The sequence below is a fragment of the Mycobacterium gordonae genome, from assembly GCF_002101675.1.
In the GTDB taxonomy this organism is placed as follows: Bacteria; Actinomycetota; Actinomycetes; order Mycobacteriales; family Mycobacteriaceae; genus Mycobacterium; species Mycobacterium gordonae.
The window spans coordinates 77,008-92,632 of record NZ_LQOY01000032.1; the positions used below are offsets into that span (position 1 = coordinate 77,008).

The following is a 15,625-nucleotide window of genomic DNA, read 5'->3' on the forward strand; positions in this document are numbered from 1 at the left end:
CTCAGGTGCTTTCATTTGCGGGAACGGAGATTTCGCGCTTGAGGATCTTGCCGGTGGGGCCCTTCGGGAGGGCGTCGACCAGCCAGATCTGGCGCGGATATTTGTACGCGGCCACCCGGGCCCTGACGTACTCGCGGAGTTCGTCAGGGTCGACGGACGCGTTGTTCTTCAGCGCGACGGCGGCGCCGACGTCCTCGCCGAGTTCGGGGTGCGGCACGCCGACGACGGCGGCTTCGGCCACCGCCGGGTGCTCGTACAGCACTTCTTCGATCTCGCGCGGGTACACGTTGTAGCCGCCGCGAATGATCATGTCCTTGGTGCGGTCGACGATATAGAAATAGCCGTCCTCGTCGACGCGTCCGACGTCCCCGGTCGAGAACCAGCCGTCGGCAGAGACGGCGGCCGCGGTGGCGTCGGGCAGATTCCAATAGCCCTTCATGACGTTGTGCCCGCGGATCTGAATCTCACCGGGTTCGCCCTGGGCAACCTCGGCGCCGTGCGGGTCGACCACGCGCATTTCGACGCCGTGCACCGGCGTGCCGATCGAGCCCGCCTTGCGCGGGCGGTCGGGATGATTGAACGACGCCACCGGCGAGGTCTCGGAGAGACCGTAGCCCTCCAAAATTGCGCAGCCGTACGCGTTCTCGAAGTCGGAGAGAACTTGCACCGGCAGCGAAGCGCCACCCGACACGCAGGTCCGCAGGCTGGCTATTGCCTCCGGTGCCACGTCACCGGCCAAGCTGAGCAGCGCCGAGTACATGGTGGGGACGCCTTGAAATACCGTGACGGCGTCCCGCCCGATGACCTCGAGCGCCTTGCGCGGGTCGAATCGGGGGATCAGCGTCAGCGTCGCTCCCGCCAGGATCGAACCGTTGAGCCCGCACGTCAGCCCGAAAACATGGAACAGCGGAAGACAGCCCATCACTACGTCGTCCGGACCGGTTTTGATCAGAGTTCGCACGCTGATATCGGCGTTGCGGCTCAGGTTGCCGTGAGTGAGCATGGCGCCCTTGGGTTTTCCGGTGGTCCCGGACGTGTGCAGGATGACCGCCACGTCGTCGTCGGCGCGTGCCACCGGTTCATCCTGCGCGGGCAGATCCTCGGTCAGTTGCGCCAGACCGGCGTCGTCGACAAGCCAGCACCGGGCACCAGTCTCCTGGGCGCCGGCGGTCGCCTCGTCAGCGAACAACGTTGTGCCGAACAGTGCTTGGGCACCGCTGTTGGACAGGTAGTAGGCCACCTCGCGAGACTTCAGCAGCGGGTTCATCGGTACCGCGATGGCCCCGCGATAGAGGATTCCGTAGAACGCGATTGCGAAGGCCGGTGTGTTGGGCAGCATTACGCCTACCCGGTCACCGGGCCCGATCCCCGCCCGCTCGAGCAGTGTCGCCACCCTGGATGCGGCGGCGTCCAGTTCGGCGTAGGTCAGCTCGATGTCATCGCAGCGCAGCGCGATGCGGTCGGCGTGGCGGTCTTTCGAGGCGATCAGGTTGGCGCTCAGAGCGTTCACAATCTGCTCCATGTCGTGTTCGAAGTGGTTTCCATGGTGACGGCAACGGTAGATAGATCCTTTGTCTCCGGGAAACAAAACTACGCTGAAACTTGATGCCTCGGAGACATCCCCGCTCGTCGGCCGCGCACCTAGTTTTACTTCGAGCGCAACGTCGCGCTGTCTAAATACTCAGCGTTACAATCGCTTTCGAGAATGTGAGCTCTCCATGGCCTATCTGACCATCGTCGCAATGCTGATCATGATCTTGTTTCCGGTGTTGCTACCGGCCGCCATCACGCTGGTACACAAGCTCACCGAGCCGAGTTCCTGACGCGCCTTGACGCGAGCCCGCGCCCTACTTCGGCTGCAGGACCGCCGAGCCGAACCAATGGCAGACGAGCAACGCCAGCTCCACCTCGAGTCGGTCGCTGCCGATATCGCGTCCGCGTCGCGCGACGGCCCGGCCGATTCGATACTTCACCGTGTTGAAGTGCATGTTGAGTTGGTCCGCGGCGGCCTTGTAGCTGGAGCCGCAATTCAGGAACACCCGCAGCGTTTCGCGCAGCCGCTCGTCGTTGTCCTCGTCGCTGGCGAGGTCGCCCAGTACCTCGGCCACCCACTCGCGGGTCCCGGCGACATCGGCGCCAAGGCGCGCCACCACCGACAGTCCGGGGTCACTGGTGGCGATAACAGTCGGTGAGCCGCGCCGCTGCCCGGCGATTGCGACGCGGCGGGCATCGACTGCCTCCCGATGCGACCGACGGAAACCCTCGACTCCGCACGCCATCGTGCCGATCGCCACATGGGGCGAATCCGGCCGGCTCAGCGCAAACCCGCGCACCGTCGAAACGACCTCATCCGTGGCGGCCCGATACGGCAACCAGCCCCAGCCGCAGCTTCGATCGAAGGCGATGAACAGCGGGCTGGCCCCTACCGCGGCGGCTTCGCCGAGTTCCTGGAGAAATCGCTGCAAGCGCGGAAGCTCGTCGATTTCCGAACTCCGGTCCGGAAACCACATGATCAGCCCGACGTGGTGCCAGCGCAGCGGATAACGAATCGACGCCGATGCCGCATCCACGTCGATGATCTTGGTTGCGGCCAAAATCTCGCGCACTCGCACACCACGCAGAATGTTCTGGTTCTCCAGCCACTTCTCGCGTTCGTCTTCATAGACAACGACGACCTGCTGCGACATCCAGTCGATGTATTCGAATATCGAGGTGCTCATCGCCTCGAGCACCGCCACCCGCATCGCGTCGGGAATATCCGTCGCACGCAATTCGTCGAAGATCAGCTCATTCATCCGGCGCTGGCCGAGCCGATAGGCGCGCACCAACTGATGGACGGGCGCCCCGTGTTGGGCAAGCCGGCGCGCGTATTCCAGCGCGGCCGTCGGCGCCTCGACGCGCTGGACGGCGATGTCGTAGCGCAGCGCGTGCAGCATCGTGTCGACGTTGCTTCCGATGCTGGTCCCGAGCAGCTCCACGATCCGAGCGTCCCGACGCAATTCGGGGATGTGATCGTCGAGGAATCGACGGATGTCCGAGGCAACGTCGGCCAGCCGTTCGTGCAACCGGGTGGCGACCTCGGCAACGTAATCGCTCACCCCGACAACGAGGTCGGAGCGTGGCTTGTCCACGTTGACGACGTTAGCCCCTACCTTGTATTCCGGCGATAACCTCTCCTACCGGTAGCTGAAGAAACCCTCGCCCGTCTTGACACCGAGCTTGCCCGCGTCCACATAGGACTGCAGCAGGTCCCGAACACCCTGGGGCAGATGCGGAAACTCCTGTGCGTAGTTGTTCTCGATGTCGAGCACCACGTCCAGGCCGACCAGATCCATCATCTGAAACGGCCCGAACGGGAAGCCGAAGTTGACCTTCCAGATGCCGTCGACGTCTTCGGGGCGGGCCACACCCTCGGCGACGACGGCGACGCACTCGCGCTTGATGGCGGCCCACACCCGGTTAAAGATGAACCCGGTGCACTCTTTGAGGGCTTCGAACGGATGCACGCCGAATTCGGGGAGCACGGCCAGCAGCGTGTCGAGCAGACCGCGGTCGGTCTGGCCGTCTGACATCAGTTCCAACGCGTTGAACTCCGGCGGCATATGAAAGTGCATGTTGCACAACCGTGTTTTGTCGCGGACGTTTTCGACCATCAGCCGCGAGGGAAATGACGACGAGTTGGTGCCGAAGATGGTGTCCGGCGGCGCGACTTGGTCGATCTCGCCCCAGAGCGGAATCTTGATGTCGAGCCGCTCGGGAACCGACTCGACCGCAAGCCAGGCACCATCTAGTGCCTCCGACAGCGTCGCAGCGCCGACAGCAGCGCCCATTTCACCAAAGCCTCTGTCTTCCAACAGTTTCGGCAGATTTTCCAGCACATATTGCCGTGCCTCGGCCCGCTGCTCGGGCCGACGCGCATAGATCCGCACCGTCCCTCCGCGACTCGCCATCATCAGCGCGATGCGGCGGCCCAGTGTTCCGGCGCCGATCACCGCGACCGGACGGTCCTGGATTTCCTCGAACGTGTGGGTGTACTTGCCAGTCACATTTTGCATGCTAGGCGGCACAGAAACGCCTACGATGCCGACCATGCCCACGCAGGAAGAACTCGACAGTGTCCTAGCGAACCTCAATGCGCGGGTTGCCGCGGTCGAAAGATCGCAAGCCGACTTCCGTTCGATGACCGAAGCGATCAAGGCGTTCGGTGACACCCAGCAGTTGCTGGCCGACGTGCTTCGGTCGAATATCAGCGAGATGAGGGCAACGGCCGACGATTCCAATCAACGTATCCGCACCCTGGAAGCGTCCGTTGCCACGATTGCCGGGCTGCTCGGGCAGACGCTGCAGCGGTAGCCCGCGCTACAACAGCGTCATCTGACCGGGCTCGGGCTCGGCCGGCTGCAGAAGTTCGGGCCCGTTGTTGCGCACATTGTTGACCAGGGTGGAAATGCGGCGCATCTCGATGCCACGCACATCTGGCGGCCGGGCCAGTAGCTGCTGATCGAGCGGAGCGTCCGGGTTCAGCCACGCATCCCAATCGGATTCGTTGAGCATCAGCGGCATCCGGTCGTGGATTTCGGCCATCTCGCCGACCGCGTCGGTGGTGATAATGGTGCAACTCAACAACGGATCTGCGTTCTTATCCGGCTTCCAGACCGACCACAGACCGGCCATGCACACCAGCCCTCCGTCGGCGCGGTGCATGAAAAACGGTGTTTTCGCACTCTTTCCACCCTTCGGGCCTTCCAGGCTGCCCTGCCATTCGTACCAGCCGTCCATCGGCACGAGGCAGCGCTTGCTCTTGGCCGATGCCCGGAAGGCCGGCGAGGTGGCGACCTTGTCGGCACGCGCATTGATCAATAGCGGACCTTTGGTCTCCGGCTTACCGTTCGCATCGGCTTTGACCCAGGGCGGCAAGAGACCCCACCGCATCAGCCGCAATCGGCGCGTGGCCTGGTCGTCGGGCTCGTCGTGGCGGGTGACCACGGCGGCAATGCTGGTGGTGGGAGCCACGTTGTAATTGGGCCCGGACGCCGATTCACCGCTGCCCGTGGCCTCGTCTATTGCCTTGATCTTCTCGGCCAGCAGGGCCGGATCGGTGGTGACTGCGAATCGTCCGCACATATCTTCCATGTTGGCAGATTGCGGCCGTCGGGCCGCGACAAGCGATGATGGACCGGTGAGCGCATGGCAGGCCCCGTCCACACCGGCACCGGTGCACGCGACCGTGACCGTTCCGGGCTCGAAATCCCAGACCAACCGGACGCTGATCCTGGCCGCGCTGGCGGCCGCGCAGGGCCAGGGCAGCTCCACCATCACCGGCGCACTGCGCAGCCGCGACACCGACCTGATGATCGGCGCGCTGCGCACACTGGGGCTGCACGTCGAGGGTTCCGGATCCGACCTGACGGTCAGCGGCCACATCGCCCCCGAACCGGATGCCCGGGTCGACTGCGGACTGGCCGGCACCGTCTTGCGCTTCGTGCCCCCGCTGGCCGCGTTGAGCGCCGCCCCGGTCGTCTTCGACGGCGACGAGCAGGCCCGCGCCCGGCCCATCGCGCCGTTACTGGATGCGCTGCGTGGGCTCGGTGTCCCGGTCGACGGCTCGGGGCTGCCGTTTCGGGTGCAGGGCAGCGGCGCGGTGGCCGGCGGCACGGTGGCCATCGATGCCTCGGCGTCCTCACAGTTCGTCTCGGGCCTGCTGCTGTCCGGCGCGTCGTTCACCGAAGGCCTGACCGTGCAGCACACCGGCGCGTCGCTGCCCTCGGCGCCGCACATCGCGATGACAGTCGCGATGCTGCGGCAGGCAGGGGTCGTCGTCGACGACACGGTCGCGAACCGCTGGCAGGTACTTCCCGGCCTGGTCGGGGCCCGGCACTGGGAGGTGGAACCGGATCTGACCAACGCGGTCGCGTTCCTCGCGGCGGCGGTGGTGACCGGCGGCACGGTCCGCATCACCGGCTGGCCGCAGACCAGCGTGCAGCCCGCCGAACATATCCTCGACGTGCTGAAGAGGGCGAACGCCGTTGTCGCACAGTCTGGTTCATGCCTGGAGGTACGGGGTTCCGAGGGCTACCTGGGCTTCGCGGTGGACCTGCGCGACGTCGGCGAGCTGACACCGTCGGTGGCTGCTCTGGCGGCGCTCGCAGTGCCGGGATCGGTCTCCCAGCTGACCGGAATCGCGCACCTGCGCGGGCACGAGACCGACCGACTGGCCGCGCTGAGCACCGAGATCAACCGCCTCGGCGGCGACTGCCGGGAAACCGATGACGGCCTGGTGATCACTGCGACTGCACTGCGGCCCGGCCTGTGGCACGCCTACGCCGACCACCGGATGGCGATGGCGGGCGCGATCGTGGGGTTGCGGGTTCCTGGTGTCGAGGTCGACGACATCGGCGCCACCACCAAGACGCTGCCGGAGTTCCCGCGGCTGTGGCGTGAAATGGTGGGCGATTGAGGCCTGGCGACTACGACGAGTCCGACGTCAAGGTCCGATCCGGCAAGGGATCGCGACCCCGGACCAAGACTCGTCCGCAGCACGCCGACGCCGAGTCCGCGATGGTGGTCAGCGTTGACCGGGGCCGGTGGGGATGCGTGTTGGGCGGGGACCCGGCGCGGCGCGTCGTCGCCATGCGGGCGCGTGAACTCGGTCGCACCCCGATCGTCGTGGGCGACGACGTCGACATCGTCGGTGACCTGTCCGGCCGAACCGACACCCTGGCCCGCATCGTGCGGCGCGGCCCGAGGCGAACGGTGTTGCGGCGCACCGCCGATGACACCGACCCCACCGAACGGGTGGTGGTCGCCAACGCCGACCAACTGTTGATGGTGGTGGCCCTGGCCGACCCGCCGCCGCGCAGCGGGCTGGTGGACCGGGCGCTGATCGCCGCGTACGCCGGCGGGCTACGGCCGATCCTCTGTCTGACCAAAACCGATCTCGCGCCACCCGAACCGTTCGCCGAGCAGTTCGTCGACCTCGACCTCACGGTGGTAGCCGCCGGAGTCGACGATCCGCTGCTGGCGGTGGCCGACCTGTTGGACGACCAGATCACCGTGCTGCTGGGACATTCCGGGGTGGGCAAGTCGACACTGGTGAATCGCCTTGTGCCAGAAGCGGATCGGGCAGTCGGCGAAGTGACGGATATCGGCCGCGGGCGACACACCTCCACCCAGTCGGTCGCGCTTCCACTGGCCAGTGGCGGTTGGGTGATCGACACCCCGGGCATCCGGTCCTTCGGGCTCGCACACATCCAACCCGACGACGTGATGAAGGCGTTCTCCGATCTTTCCGAAGCCATCGAAGACTGTCCCCGCGGCTGCGGGCACATGGGTCCGCCGGCCGATCCCGAGTGCGCGCTGGACGCGTTGACCGGTGCGGCGCCGCGCCGCGTCGCCGCCGCACGACGACTGCTGGCCACCCTCAGGGAGACGTGACCCCGCCGCCGTTTGCCGCGAGCGTGCACTCGCGCCGCTGCGACTGGCATTGAGCGCACGCTCGCGCCAGGAGGGAAGCTTATGCCTGGCGGCCGGCCACCCGCATCCCCAGCTCGTCCGGCGGCACCAGATGACCTTGCGCGCAACGCAGTTGGACCTCGACATCGGCCCGGCAGCCCAGATGGGTGAGCCGCAGCTGCCGGTGCCGGCCCGGCAGATGGCGCTGACCCCACTGGAACAACGACCACACCACCGGCATGAACTCGATGCCGGACTCGGTGAGCACGTATTCGTCGCGGCTGCGCTGCCCGGGTTCCCGGTAGGGCCGGCGCTCCAGCAGGCCGAGGTCGACCAGCTCGGCCAACCGGGCCGACGTCGCGGCCTTGGTGATACCGACCCGGCGGGCGAAATCGTCGAACCGGGTGGTGCCGTAATACGCCTCGCGCATGATCAGCATCGCGGACTTGGTGCCGACGACGGCCATGGTCTGCTCGATCGCGCACTCCCCCACCGCCGACCACGAGTCCCGATCGGCCAGCCGCCCCTGCAGCATTGTCATGCACGTCACCTCCGGACTGGGTTGATTTCAGTATACCCAGCTGTTATAGCTGGGTATAGACAGCAATACTCAGCTGTCAGAGACTCAAGGAGGAGCCATGACCCGTGACGCCGTGATCGTCGGCGCTGTTCGCACCCCCGTCGGCAAAGGCAAGGCCAACGGCGCGCTGCACGACGTACTGCCGGCCGACCTGCTGGCGCACAGCCTGCGCGAGGTGGTGGCCCGCACCGGCGTCGACCCCGTGCAGGTCGACGATGTCATCGCCGGTGCCGTCACCCAGGTCGGCGACCAGGCCGTCAACATCGCCCGAAACGCGTTGCTGGGGGCGGGCTTTCCCGAGTCGGTGCCCGGCACCACGGTCGACCGCCAGTGCGGCAGCAGCCAGCAGGCGATCAGCTTCGCCGCCCAGGGCGTGATCGCCGGCGCCTACGACATCGTGATCGCCGGCGGTGTGGAGTCGATGAGCCGGGTGCCGATGGGAACCTCGGTACTACCGGGCAGCAACCCGTTTGGCGAGGAGATGACCCGGCGCTACCCCGAAGGGCTGGTGCCACAGGGCATCAGCGCGGAACTGATCGCCGCGAAGTGGGGTTTCTCCCGCGCCCAGCTCGACGAGTTCTCGGCCGCCAGCCATGAGAAGGCGGCCCGCGCGACGAAGGAGGGGCTGTTCGACAACGAGCTCATCCCGATCGCGGGGCTCTCCACCGATGAGATCATCCGGCCCGGTACCTCGGTGGACTCGCTGGCCGGGCTCAAGCCCGCGTTCTACAGTGAGCCGATGGCTGCGCGATTCCCGCAGATCAACTGGCAGATCACGCCGGGCAACTCCTCGCCGCTCTCCGACGGCAGCGCCGCGGTGATGATCACCAGCAGCGACGTCGCCGAGAAGCTGGGCTTGAAGCCGTTGGCGCGTATCCACACCGCGACCGCGGTGGGCTCGGACCCGCTGTACATGCTGACCGGTGTCATCCCGGCAACGGAGAAGGTGCTGCGGCGCGCCGGGCTGACGCTGGCCGACATCGACTTGTTCGAGGTCAACGAGGCGTTCGCGCCGGTGGTCCTCGCGTGGGCGCACGACACCGGAGCAGATCTGGCCAAGACCAACGTCAACGGCGGCGCCATCGCGATCGGCCACCCGTTAGGCGCCAGCGGTGCCCGCATCATGACCACGCTGGTGAACGCTTTGGAGCAGCGCGGCGGCCGGTACGGGTTGCAGACGATGTGCGAGGGCGGCGGAATGGCGAACGCCACCATCATCGAGCGGCTTGGCTGATGGCACGCGACGTCCCGTTCAACGGCGTGCGGGTGCGCTACGACAGCACCAAGAGTTACGACGAGCTGATCGCCGCGTTGGTGGCCGACATCGGGGACCAACCGGTGCCCATCGCGGAGCTCGTGGGGACGTCAGACGACTGGGAGTCGTTCGCGCGCAGAGTCGAATCCTATGAGGGCCCCCACGGATTCATGCTTTTCGCGCTGGTCGACCATGGCGCCTGGATCGCCAAGGCGGGCATCGAACGCCGGGCGCTGCGCGTCATTCTGGGCAACCCGTTGATCGCCATCACCATGTTGCGCCACGACGTCACTGCGGGCTTGTTCGCCCCGGTCGAGATCCTGATCCTTGACGAACCGAACGGCAGCAGCCTCACCTACGTCAAGCCGTCGTCGCTGATGGTTGTCGAACGCAATCCCGAATTACTCAGTGCCGCCGAGCAACTCGACGCCAAGCTGGCCGCGCTGGCCACCAAGGTGACCGGCGGCTCGTAGCGGCAGGCGCAGAATTTGCGCGGCCTCGTCTGGCGTGGCGATGGCGCGGCCGACCTGCCGGCACAGGTCGGCGGCCTCAGTGACCAACTCCACGTTGGTCGGGGTGCGCTCGCCGCGGTAGAACTCCAGTCCCAGGTGCAGGTGCCCGCCGCGTTCCAGCGCCAGCCTGGCCACCGGGCTGGCGCACAGATCACCACCGACGACCGAGACCGCCCACGGGATGTCGCACCCGTCCAGCAATTCCAGGTACGCGTCCAGTGCGCGCTCGGTCGGCGGTAGCCCGAAAGGCGCACCCAGATAACCGAGTTCGGTGGAGAAGTAGAGCTTGATCATCGCGCCCTGCGGCAACCGCCCCGCGCGCCACCAGGCCAGGGTGGTCCGCAGGAAGCCGGGTTCGTAGATGGCCAGGCTGGGGCCCAGTCCCGCATCACGGCAGATTTCGAAGGCCCGGCTGATCGTCTGAAATGAATTGCGGTAGACCAGATCTCCGGTAGGTAGGCCGTCGGCGTCGGTGCCGCCGAGGTTGACCGAGCCGGGATCGGTGAGCCCGACCCGCATCCCGGCCGCGGCAAGCGGGATGAGGTGCTCGTAGGAAATCGAGAAGCCCTCGCCGAAGTGGATCGTCGGGTACAGCAAGGCGTCGGGCCGGGCCGCCAGGACGGGTCGCCACGCTTGCAGGTAGCGCTCCGCTGCCTCCGCTACGCCGATCCCGTACCGGTCGATGTGGTTGTGGATGATGGCCGCGCCGGCCTCGATGCAGGCGAGCGCATCCGCGGTGATCTCCGAGGGCTCAACCGGCACATGGGGATTGGCCGACTTGGGAGTGGCGCCGTTGATGGCGCACTCGATGACGACGGGACCCACGAATTCAGAGCCAGCCGGTGCGGGCCGCGGCCACCGGCTTTGGAGGCGACGGCGCCAACTGGCCGTCGCGCACCCCGTCGAGCATCCGCTTGACGGTGGCGACGATCTCGGGTGCCGACGCCGCCAACCCGGTCAGATCGGCCTCGGTGACCTCGCTCGGGTCGACGCCGGAGCGCTCCAGCACCGCGGCCGGATCGGCCAGCTGACCGGCCAGCCAGGACACCGGATCGGCGGACAGTTCGGGGACAAAGTGCCGGCGCCCGGGCTCCCAGCCGTCGAACCGGGGGTGGTGATGGGCCCGGTCCAGCGTCCCCGGCGGGCTCTCGGTGGAGCCGAACAGATCGACCCGCCACACCGGCCGGGTGAAGGTGATCGGGATGCCGGCATAGATCGACCCTTGCGGATCGGCCCGGTCGACCAGGCGCAGTTCCAGTCGCACACCCCGCTCCGGGGTTTCCTGACCTTTCATCGGGGACGGGTCGACGAAGTACATGTCGCCGACGACCACACCCAGGTTTTCAAAGCCGAACGCTGCGAGCACGCTATAGAGCGTAGTCCCGGTCTGAGCGCAAAGCGCCCGGCGCACTCGCCGGAACGGCGGGATTGACCGGCGCCACCGGCGAGACGCGAACATAACCGCCGCCCAGCGGAGGCCGCGGGTCCGGCTCGCCCTTGTTCGGCCACAGCGACGCGGCACGCTCGGCCAGCGCGGTGATGGTGAGCGAGGGGTTCACTCCAAGATTGGCGGTGATCGTCGAGCCGTCGATCACGTGCAACCCGGGATGTCCGTGCATGCGGTGATACGGATCGACGACGCCGTCGGCCGCGGTCTCCCCGATCACACAGCCCCCGATGAAGTGTCCGGTCATCGGGATGTCCGCCAGGTCCGCCCACGCGCCGCCGGCGATGCCGTCGGTGTGCTCGGCGGCCCGCCGGGCGACCTCGTGGCCGACCGGGATCCACGTGGGGTTCGGCTCGCCGACCCCCTGCCGGGTCACCATGCGGCGGCCGAACAGCCCGGGCCGGGTGAAGGTGGTGAGCGAATTGTCGTGCGTCTGCATCACCAGCAGCGGAATGGTCTGCTGCGACCAGCACTTCGGATTGAGCAGGCGGCGCAGGTCCCGGCGTTGCCGCACAAGCTCTTTCAGGCCGGTACGCCACCTACCCTTTTTCCCGACGCCGTCCAGGCCGTCGACCAGCACGGTGCCCATCAGCCCCATCAGGTTGGAATCGTGGCCGTAGCGGCAGGGCTCGACGTGGGTGTGCTCGTCGGGGTGGATAGACGACGTGATGGCCACACCCTCGGAGTAGTCCACATCGTCGCGGCGCGCCCGCACGGCCAGGATCGCCTCGGAGTTGGTCCGCGACAGCTCCCCCAACCGCGGCGAGACGTGCGGCAGGCTGCCGCCGTCGCGCAGCCGGTGCAGGAGTCGCTGGGTGCCGAGCGCGGCCGCCGAGAACACCACCTGCTCGGCGGTGAAGGTCCGGCGCCGCCGGCGCAGCTTGCTCCCGGTGCGGCGCGTCACCACGTCGTACCCGCCCTCCCGGCGCGGCCGGACGTCGACGACGGTGGTGAGCGGATGGATTGCGGCACCGAGCTTTTCGGCCAGGTACAGGTAGTTCTTGACGAGTGTGTTCTTGGCATTGTGCCGGCAGCCCGTCATGCATTCACCGCAGTGCAGGCAGGCGTTGCGGTCCGGGCCGGCACCGCCGAAGTAGGGGTCCCCCACCGGGGCCCCCGGGGCGGCCAGGCCGTCCGTACCGCTGAAACACACCCCGACGCGGGTGGCGTGGAAGGAGTCAGCCACTCCGAGGTCGGTGGCAATCTGCAGCATCACCTTGTCCGAAGGTGTTGTGCGCGGATAGGTTTCGATGCCGAGCATCCGGGTGGCCTGGTCGTACCAGGGGGCGAGCTCGTCTTTCCAGTCGGTGATGCCGCTCCAGCGCGGGTCGTTATAGAACGGGTCGCCGGGCTCGTACAGCGTGTTCGCGTAGACCAGGGAACCGCCGCCGACCCCGGCGCCGCTGAGCACCACGGCATCCGACAGCACGTCGATCCGCTGGATGCCGTAGCAGCCGACCGATGGCTTGAACAGATAGTCCCGGACGTGCCAGCTGTTCTTCGCGAAGTCTTCGTCCCGGAACCGCCGGCCCGCTTCGAGAACGCCGACGCGGTAACCCTTTTCACTCAGCCGCAGCGCCGTGACGCTGCCGCCGAAACCGGACCCGATCACCAGCACGTCATAGTCGAAGCCGCTCACGCGTTGACCTCCGCCGGCACCGGAAGAACTTCGTGGTAATCCTCGAGAGCCGCGAAACGGGTGCGGCGCTGATATTCGTGGACCAGTCCGGGCCAGTTCGTGGTGACCCGGCCCGACTCGGCGCGGTACCAGGAGTCACAGGTCGTCCAGACCCCGCGCTCCAGCCGGGACTGCACGCCCGAGTCGTAGGCCTGCTCGACATCGCGCCGCACCTCGAACGCGCGGGCCTTCCCGCCGCGGGCCAGCTCCTGCACGATCTGGCGGATGTAGCGGGACTGCTGCTCCATCATCAGGATGATCGAGCTGCTGCCGAGGTTGGTGTTCGGGCCGTAGATCAGGAACATGTTCGGGAACCCGGGGACGGCCATGCCGAGGTGAGCCCGGGCGCCTTCGACCCACTCGCTGTGCAGGTCGCGTGCGTCGCGTCCGGTAATGGTCATCGGGGCCAGGAATTCGGTGGCCTTGAATCCGGTGCCGTAGATGATGACGTCGACCTCGTGCAGCCGGCCGTCGGCGGTCCGCGCCCCCGTCGGCGTCACCTCGGTGATCGCGTCGGTCTCGACGTCGACGTTGCCGCACGCCAGCGCCGGGTACCACTCGCTGCTGAACAGCACCCGCTTGCACCCGATCGGATAGTCGGGAGTCAGCTTCGCCCGCAGCACCGGATCCTTGATGTGGCGCTTGAGGTTTGACATCGCGAGGCTCTTGAGCACCCGCGCCAGTGGCGCGGCCTTGGTCAGCGCGAAGCCCAACAGCTCGGTGGTTTCCCAGATCGTGGTGCGCATGGCGGCGGCGAATCCGGGAACCTTGGCGAAGGCGGCGTGGTGCGAGTCGGTGTAGGCGCGATCCAGCTTGGGCACCACGTAGGACGCAGAGCGCTGGAAGACGGTGACCTGCGCGGCATTCTGGCGAATGCGCGGGACGAACTGGATGGCCGACGCGCCGGTGCCCAGTACCGCGACCCGCTTGCCGGTCAGGTCGACGTCGTGGCGCCACTGTGCCGAATGGAACGAAGGGCCCGCGAATGTGTCGAGTCCCGGGATGTCCGGCAGCGCCGGCCGCGACAGCTGTCCCACCGCCGGCACGAGCACGTCGGCTTCGAAGACCTCGCCGGTCGACGTCGCCACCCGCCAGGTGGCGGTGCTCTCGTCGTAGCTGGCGGAGGTGACCTCGACGCCGGTCCGCACCAGGCCGCGCAGCCCGAACCTGTCCGCGGTGTCGTGGATGTAGCCCAGGATGTCGGGCTGCTCGGCGTACCGGCGGCCCCAGTCGGTCTTGCGGGCGAACGAGTACGAATACAGGTTCGACGGGACGTCGCATGCGGCACCGGGGTAGGTGTTCTCCCGCCAGACGCCGCCGATATCGTCGGCCTTCTCCAGCACCGTGACGTCGGCAAGCCCGTCCTTGGACAGTTCGTAGGCGGCGGCGAGACCACCAAAGCCGGCCCCGATCACCACAACGCGAGGTGTTGATGTCATGAATCCGACGTTAGGGGCCAACAACAACGAAGTGTCAGCCGATTGCGGTCGGCAAATCCATGATTCCGGCCAAACGCGGGGCCACCGACCGCTGATAGCGGGCCGGCGTCGTCCCCGTCCAGCGCTTGAAGGCGGCGATGAAACTGGTCGCCTCCGCGTAGCCGAGCCGCAACGCGACGTCCTCCACCGAGAGCGCGCCCGTTGCCAGCAGCTCCTCGGCCAGCACCCGGTGCACCTCCTCGACCAGCTCCCGGAACGTCGTGTTCTCCTCGGCCAGCCGGCGGCGCAGCGTGCGCTCGCTCATGGCCAGGTGCCGGGCAACGGCCCCGATCGTGTGGGGCTCGCCGTTGATCGACGCCAGCCGGTCGCGCACCCGCCGGGCGACCCCGGTGCGCTGGCGGCGGCGCTCTAGCAGCGCCTGGCACTGCTGCTCACACATCACCCTGCTCATCTCGCTGGCCTGCGGTAACCGGTTGTCCAGCAAACCCACCGGCCAGCGCGCCACGGTCGCAGGCGAGTCATAACCCGGCGTCAGACCGAATGCGTCGCGGGCCGCGGCGTCTCCTGACGCGGGCGCCGGGCCGGCGAAGTCGATCGAGGTGAACGGGATGGGACTGCCCAGCAACTCCGACATCACCCGGGCGATCGCGGCCAGGTCACGCCGCATCAGGAATTCGGCAACCGGACCGGTCAGGTCCGGCAGGTCCAGCCGCAGCGCCACCTCCGCACCTTCCACCGTGACCGTAGGCAGGCAGAAGCCGTAGCTCAGGTCGTAGTAGCGGGCCGCGAACCGGACGGCGTCGCCCAGCGTCGAACTGGTCAGGCAGGCGAAACCGAAGATGCCGAACGATCCGACGTAGTAGTTGCGGCCGACCCGCACCCCCAGATCCGCGGGGTTGCCCAGCAGGTTCACCAGATTCGTTGCGACCGCCAGCTCCTGGCGGCCCAGGATCATCCGCTCGTGGTCATGCAGGTCGGCCTCCGACACACCGGAACGCTGCAGTACGTCAGCGACGGAAAGCCCGTTCTGGCGACCGAATTCGGCCATCAGGGCGACGCTGGCGGTAGTCCGCGGAAAATCCCAGTGCGACACTCGGGAGCCGACGAACACCTGCACTAGACCAGTATGGCCGCCCGGGCGAACCGGCCTGGCGCCGAGCGTGACGCTGCAGTCGCATTTGGCGTGGCAAATTCATACGGTCATTGCAACAACATGGATCTTAGGAGTTGCAATGCCAAGTGGTTACCCGCATCCGCCGGCG

Annotated in this window: 15 protein-coding genes; 5 read left to right on the forward strand and 10 right to left on the reverse strand. The window is 67.2% G+C overall.

The features are described from left to right. Nucleotide 1 precedes the first annotated feature (1 nt). From AWC08_RS06045 to AWC08_RS06055, 3 genes are all read right to left on the reverse strand, one after another. Complete coding sequence (locus tag AWC08_RS06045; protein WP_142283429.1) at nt 2-1,510, reverse strand: long-chain-fatty-acid--CoA ligase; 1,509 nt, start codon at nt 1,508-1,510, stop codon at nt 2-4. A gap of 337 nt (nt 1,511-1,847) precedes the next feature. Beyond that, nucleotides 1,848-3,131: a PucR family transcriptional regulator gene (locus AWC08_RS06050; protein WP_069433348.1), complete on the reverse strand. Its 1,284-nt coding sequence runs from the start codon at nt 3,129-3,131 to the stop codon at nt 1,848-1,850. Nucleotides 3,132-3,176: 45 nt separating this feature from the next. Beyond that, complete coding sequence (locus tag AWC08_RS06055) at nt 3,177-4,091, reverse strand: 3-hydroxyacyl-CoA dehydrogenase family protein (protein ID WP_372513486.1); 915 nt, start codon at nt 4,089-4,091, stop codon at nt 3,177-3,179. Between AWC08_RS06055 and AWC08_RS06060 the strand changes: the two genes are divergently transcribed. After that, nucleotides 4,090-4,353, forward strand: a complete 264-nt coding sequence (locus tag AWC08_RS06060) for a hypothetical protein (protein WP_232007824.1) — start codon at nt 4,090-4,092, stop codon at nt 4,351-4,353. The two genes, AWC08_RS06055 and AWC08_RS06060, sit on opposite strands and share 2 nt — an antisense overlap. A 6-nt stretch (nt 4,354-4,359) precedes the next feature. Here the strand turns inward: AWC08_RS06060 and AWC08_RS06065 are convergent, their stop codons facing one another. Continuing rightward, the gene (locus tag AWC08_RS06065) at nt 4,360-5,124 is read right to left on the reverse strand and encodes an SOS response-associated peptidase (RefSeq protein WP_069433367.1); all 765 of its coding nucleotides are present in this window, start codon (nt 5,122-5,124) and stop codon (nt 4,360-4,362) included. Nucleotides 5,125-5,179: 55 nt separating this feature from the next. Here AWC08_RS06065 and aroA point away from each other — a divergent pair, with 55 nt between their 5' ends. Together aroA and rsgA are read left to right on the forward strand one after the other, a co-directional pair. Continuing rightward, nucleotides 5,180-6,457, forward strand: coding sequence for a 3-phosphoshikimate 1-carboxyvinyltransferase (gene aroA / locus AWC08_RS06070; protein WP_142283430.1), 1,278 nt, complete (start codon nt 5,180-5,182; stop codon nt 6,455-6,457). Then, nucleotides 6,454-7,434, forward strand: coding sequence for a ribosome small subunit-dependent GTPase A (rsgA, locus tag AWC08_RS06075; protein WP_065133616.1), 981 nt, complete (start codon nt 6,454-6,456; stop codon nt 7,432-7,434). The genes aroA and rsgA overlap by 4 nt, the downstream gene beginning before the upstream one ends. Nucleotides 7,435-7,513: 79 nt before the next feature. Here rsgA and AWC08_RS06080 read toward each other — a convergent pair whose 3' ends face one another. Then, complete coding sequence (locus AWC08_RS06080; protein WP_069433346.1) at nt 7,514-7,993, reverse strand: winged helix-turn-helix transcriptional regulator; 480 nt, start codon at nt 7,991-7,993, stop codon at nt 7,514-7,516. Between the two features lie 97 nt (nt 7,994-8,090). On the opposite strand from AWC08_RS06080, the gene AWC08_RS06085 reads away from it, so the two are divergent. Together AWC08_RS06085 and AWC08_RS06090 are read left to right on the forward strand one after the other, a co-directional pair. Next, a complete protein-coding gene (locus AWC08_RS06085) occupies nt 8,091-9,266 on the forward strand; it encodes a thiolase family protein (protein ID WP_069433345.1) in 1,176 nt (391 codons plus the stop codon). Further along, the gene (locus AWC08_RS06090; protein ID WP_083271092.1) at nt 9,266-9,760 is read left to right on the forward strand and encodes a DUF302 domain-containing protein; all 495 of its coding nucleotides are present in this window, start codon (nt 9,266-9,268) and stop codon (nt 9,758-9,760) included. The genes AWC08_RS06085 and AWC08_RS06090 overlap by 1 nt, the downstream gene beginning before the upstream one ends. On the opposite strand, the gene AWC08_RS06095 is transcribed toward AWC08_RS06090, so the two are convergent. From AWC08_RS06095 to AWC08_RS06115, 5 genes are read right to left on the reverse strand one after another with little or no spacing between them, the layout of a single operon-like run. After that, a complete protein-coding gene (locus tag AWC08_RS06095) occupies nt 9,689-10,624 on the reverse strand; it encodes a beta-keto acid cleavage family enzyme (RefSeq protein WP_069433344.1) in 936 nt (311 codons plus the stop codon). The two genes, AWC08_RS06090 and AWC08_RS06095, sit on opposite strands and share 72 nt — an antisense overlap. A gap of 4 nt (nt 10,625-10,628) precedes the next feature. Further along, entirely contained in the window at nt 10,629-11,165 is a 537-nt protein-coding gene (locus AWC08_RS06100) for a hypothetical protein (RefSeq protein WP_069433343.1), read from the reverse strand. A gap of 1 nt (nt 11,166) precedes the next feature. Continuing rightward, nucleotides 11,167-12,885, reverse strand: coding sequence for a GMC oxidoreductase (locus AWC08_RS06105; RefSeq protein ID WP_069433342.1), 1,719 nt, complete (start codon nt 12,883-12,885; stop codon nt 11,167-11,169). Then, nucleotides 12,882-14,363 carry a flavin-containing monooxygenase gene (locus tag AWC08_RS06110; protein ID WP_069433341.1) on the reverse strand — a complete coding sequence of 494 codons (1,482 nt, stop codon included), beginning with the start codon at nt 14,361-14,363 and terminating at the stop codon, nt 12,882-12,884. The genes AWC08_RS06105 and AWC08_RS06110 overlap by 4 nt, the downstream gene beginning before the upstream one ends. A gap of 34 nt (nt 14,364-14,397) precedes the next feature. After that, nucleotides 14,398-15,480 carry an AraC family transcriptional regulator gene (locus tag AWC08_RS06115; RefSeq protein ID WP_083271091.1) on the reverse strand — a complete coding sequence of 361 codons (1,083 nt, stop codon included), beginning with the start codon at nt 15,478-15,480 and terminating at the stop codon, nt 14,398-14,400. Nucleotides 15,481-15,625: the final 145 nt, after the last annotated feature.

Coding starts and splice junctions, on each gene's coding strand:
- AWC08_RS06060 (WP_232007824.1), top strand. CDS start 4,090: ATGCCCACGCAGGAAGAACTCGACAGTGTCCTAGCGAACCTCAATGCG.
- AWC08_RS06055 (WP_372513486.1), bottom strand. CDS start 4,091: ATGGTCGGCATCGTAGGCGTTTCTGTGCCGCCTAGCATGCAAAATGTG.
- AWC08_RS06065 (WP_069433367.1), bottom strand. CDS start 5,124: ATGTGCGGACGATTCGCAGTCACCACCGATCCGGCCCTGCTGGCCGAG.
- AWC08_RS06080 (WP_069433346.1), bottom strand. CDS start 7,993: ATGACAATGCTGCAGGGGCGGCTGGCCGATCGGGACTCGTGGTCGGCG.
- AWC08_RS06085 (WP_069433345.1), top strand. CDS start 8,091: ATGACCCGTGACGCCGTGATCGTCGGCGCTGTTCGCACCCCCGTCGGC.
- AWC08_RS06090 (WP_083271092.1), top strand. CDS start 9,266: ATGGCACGCGACGTCCCGTTCAACGGCGTGCGGGTGCGCTACGACAGC.
- AWC08_RS06110 (WP_069433341.1), bottom strand. CDS start 14,363: ATGACATCAACACCTCGCGTTGTGGTGATCGGGGCCGGCTTTGGTGGT.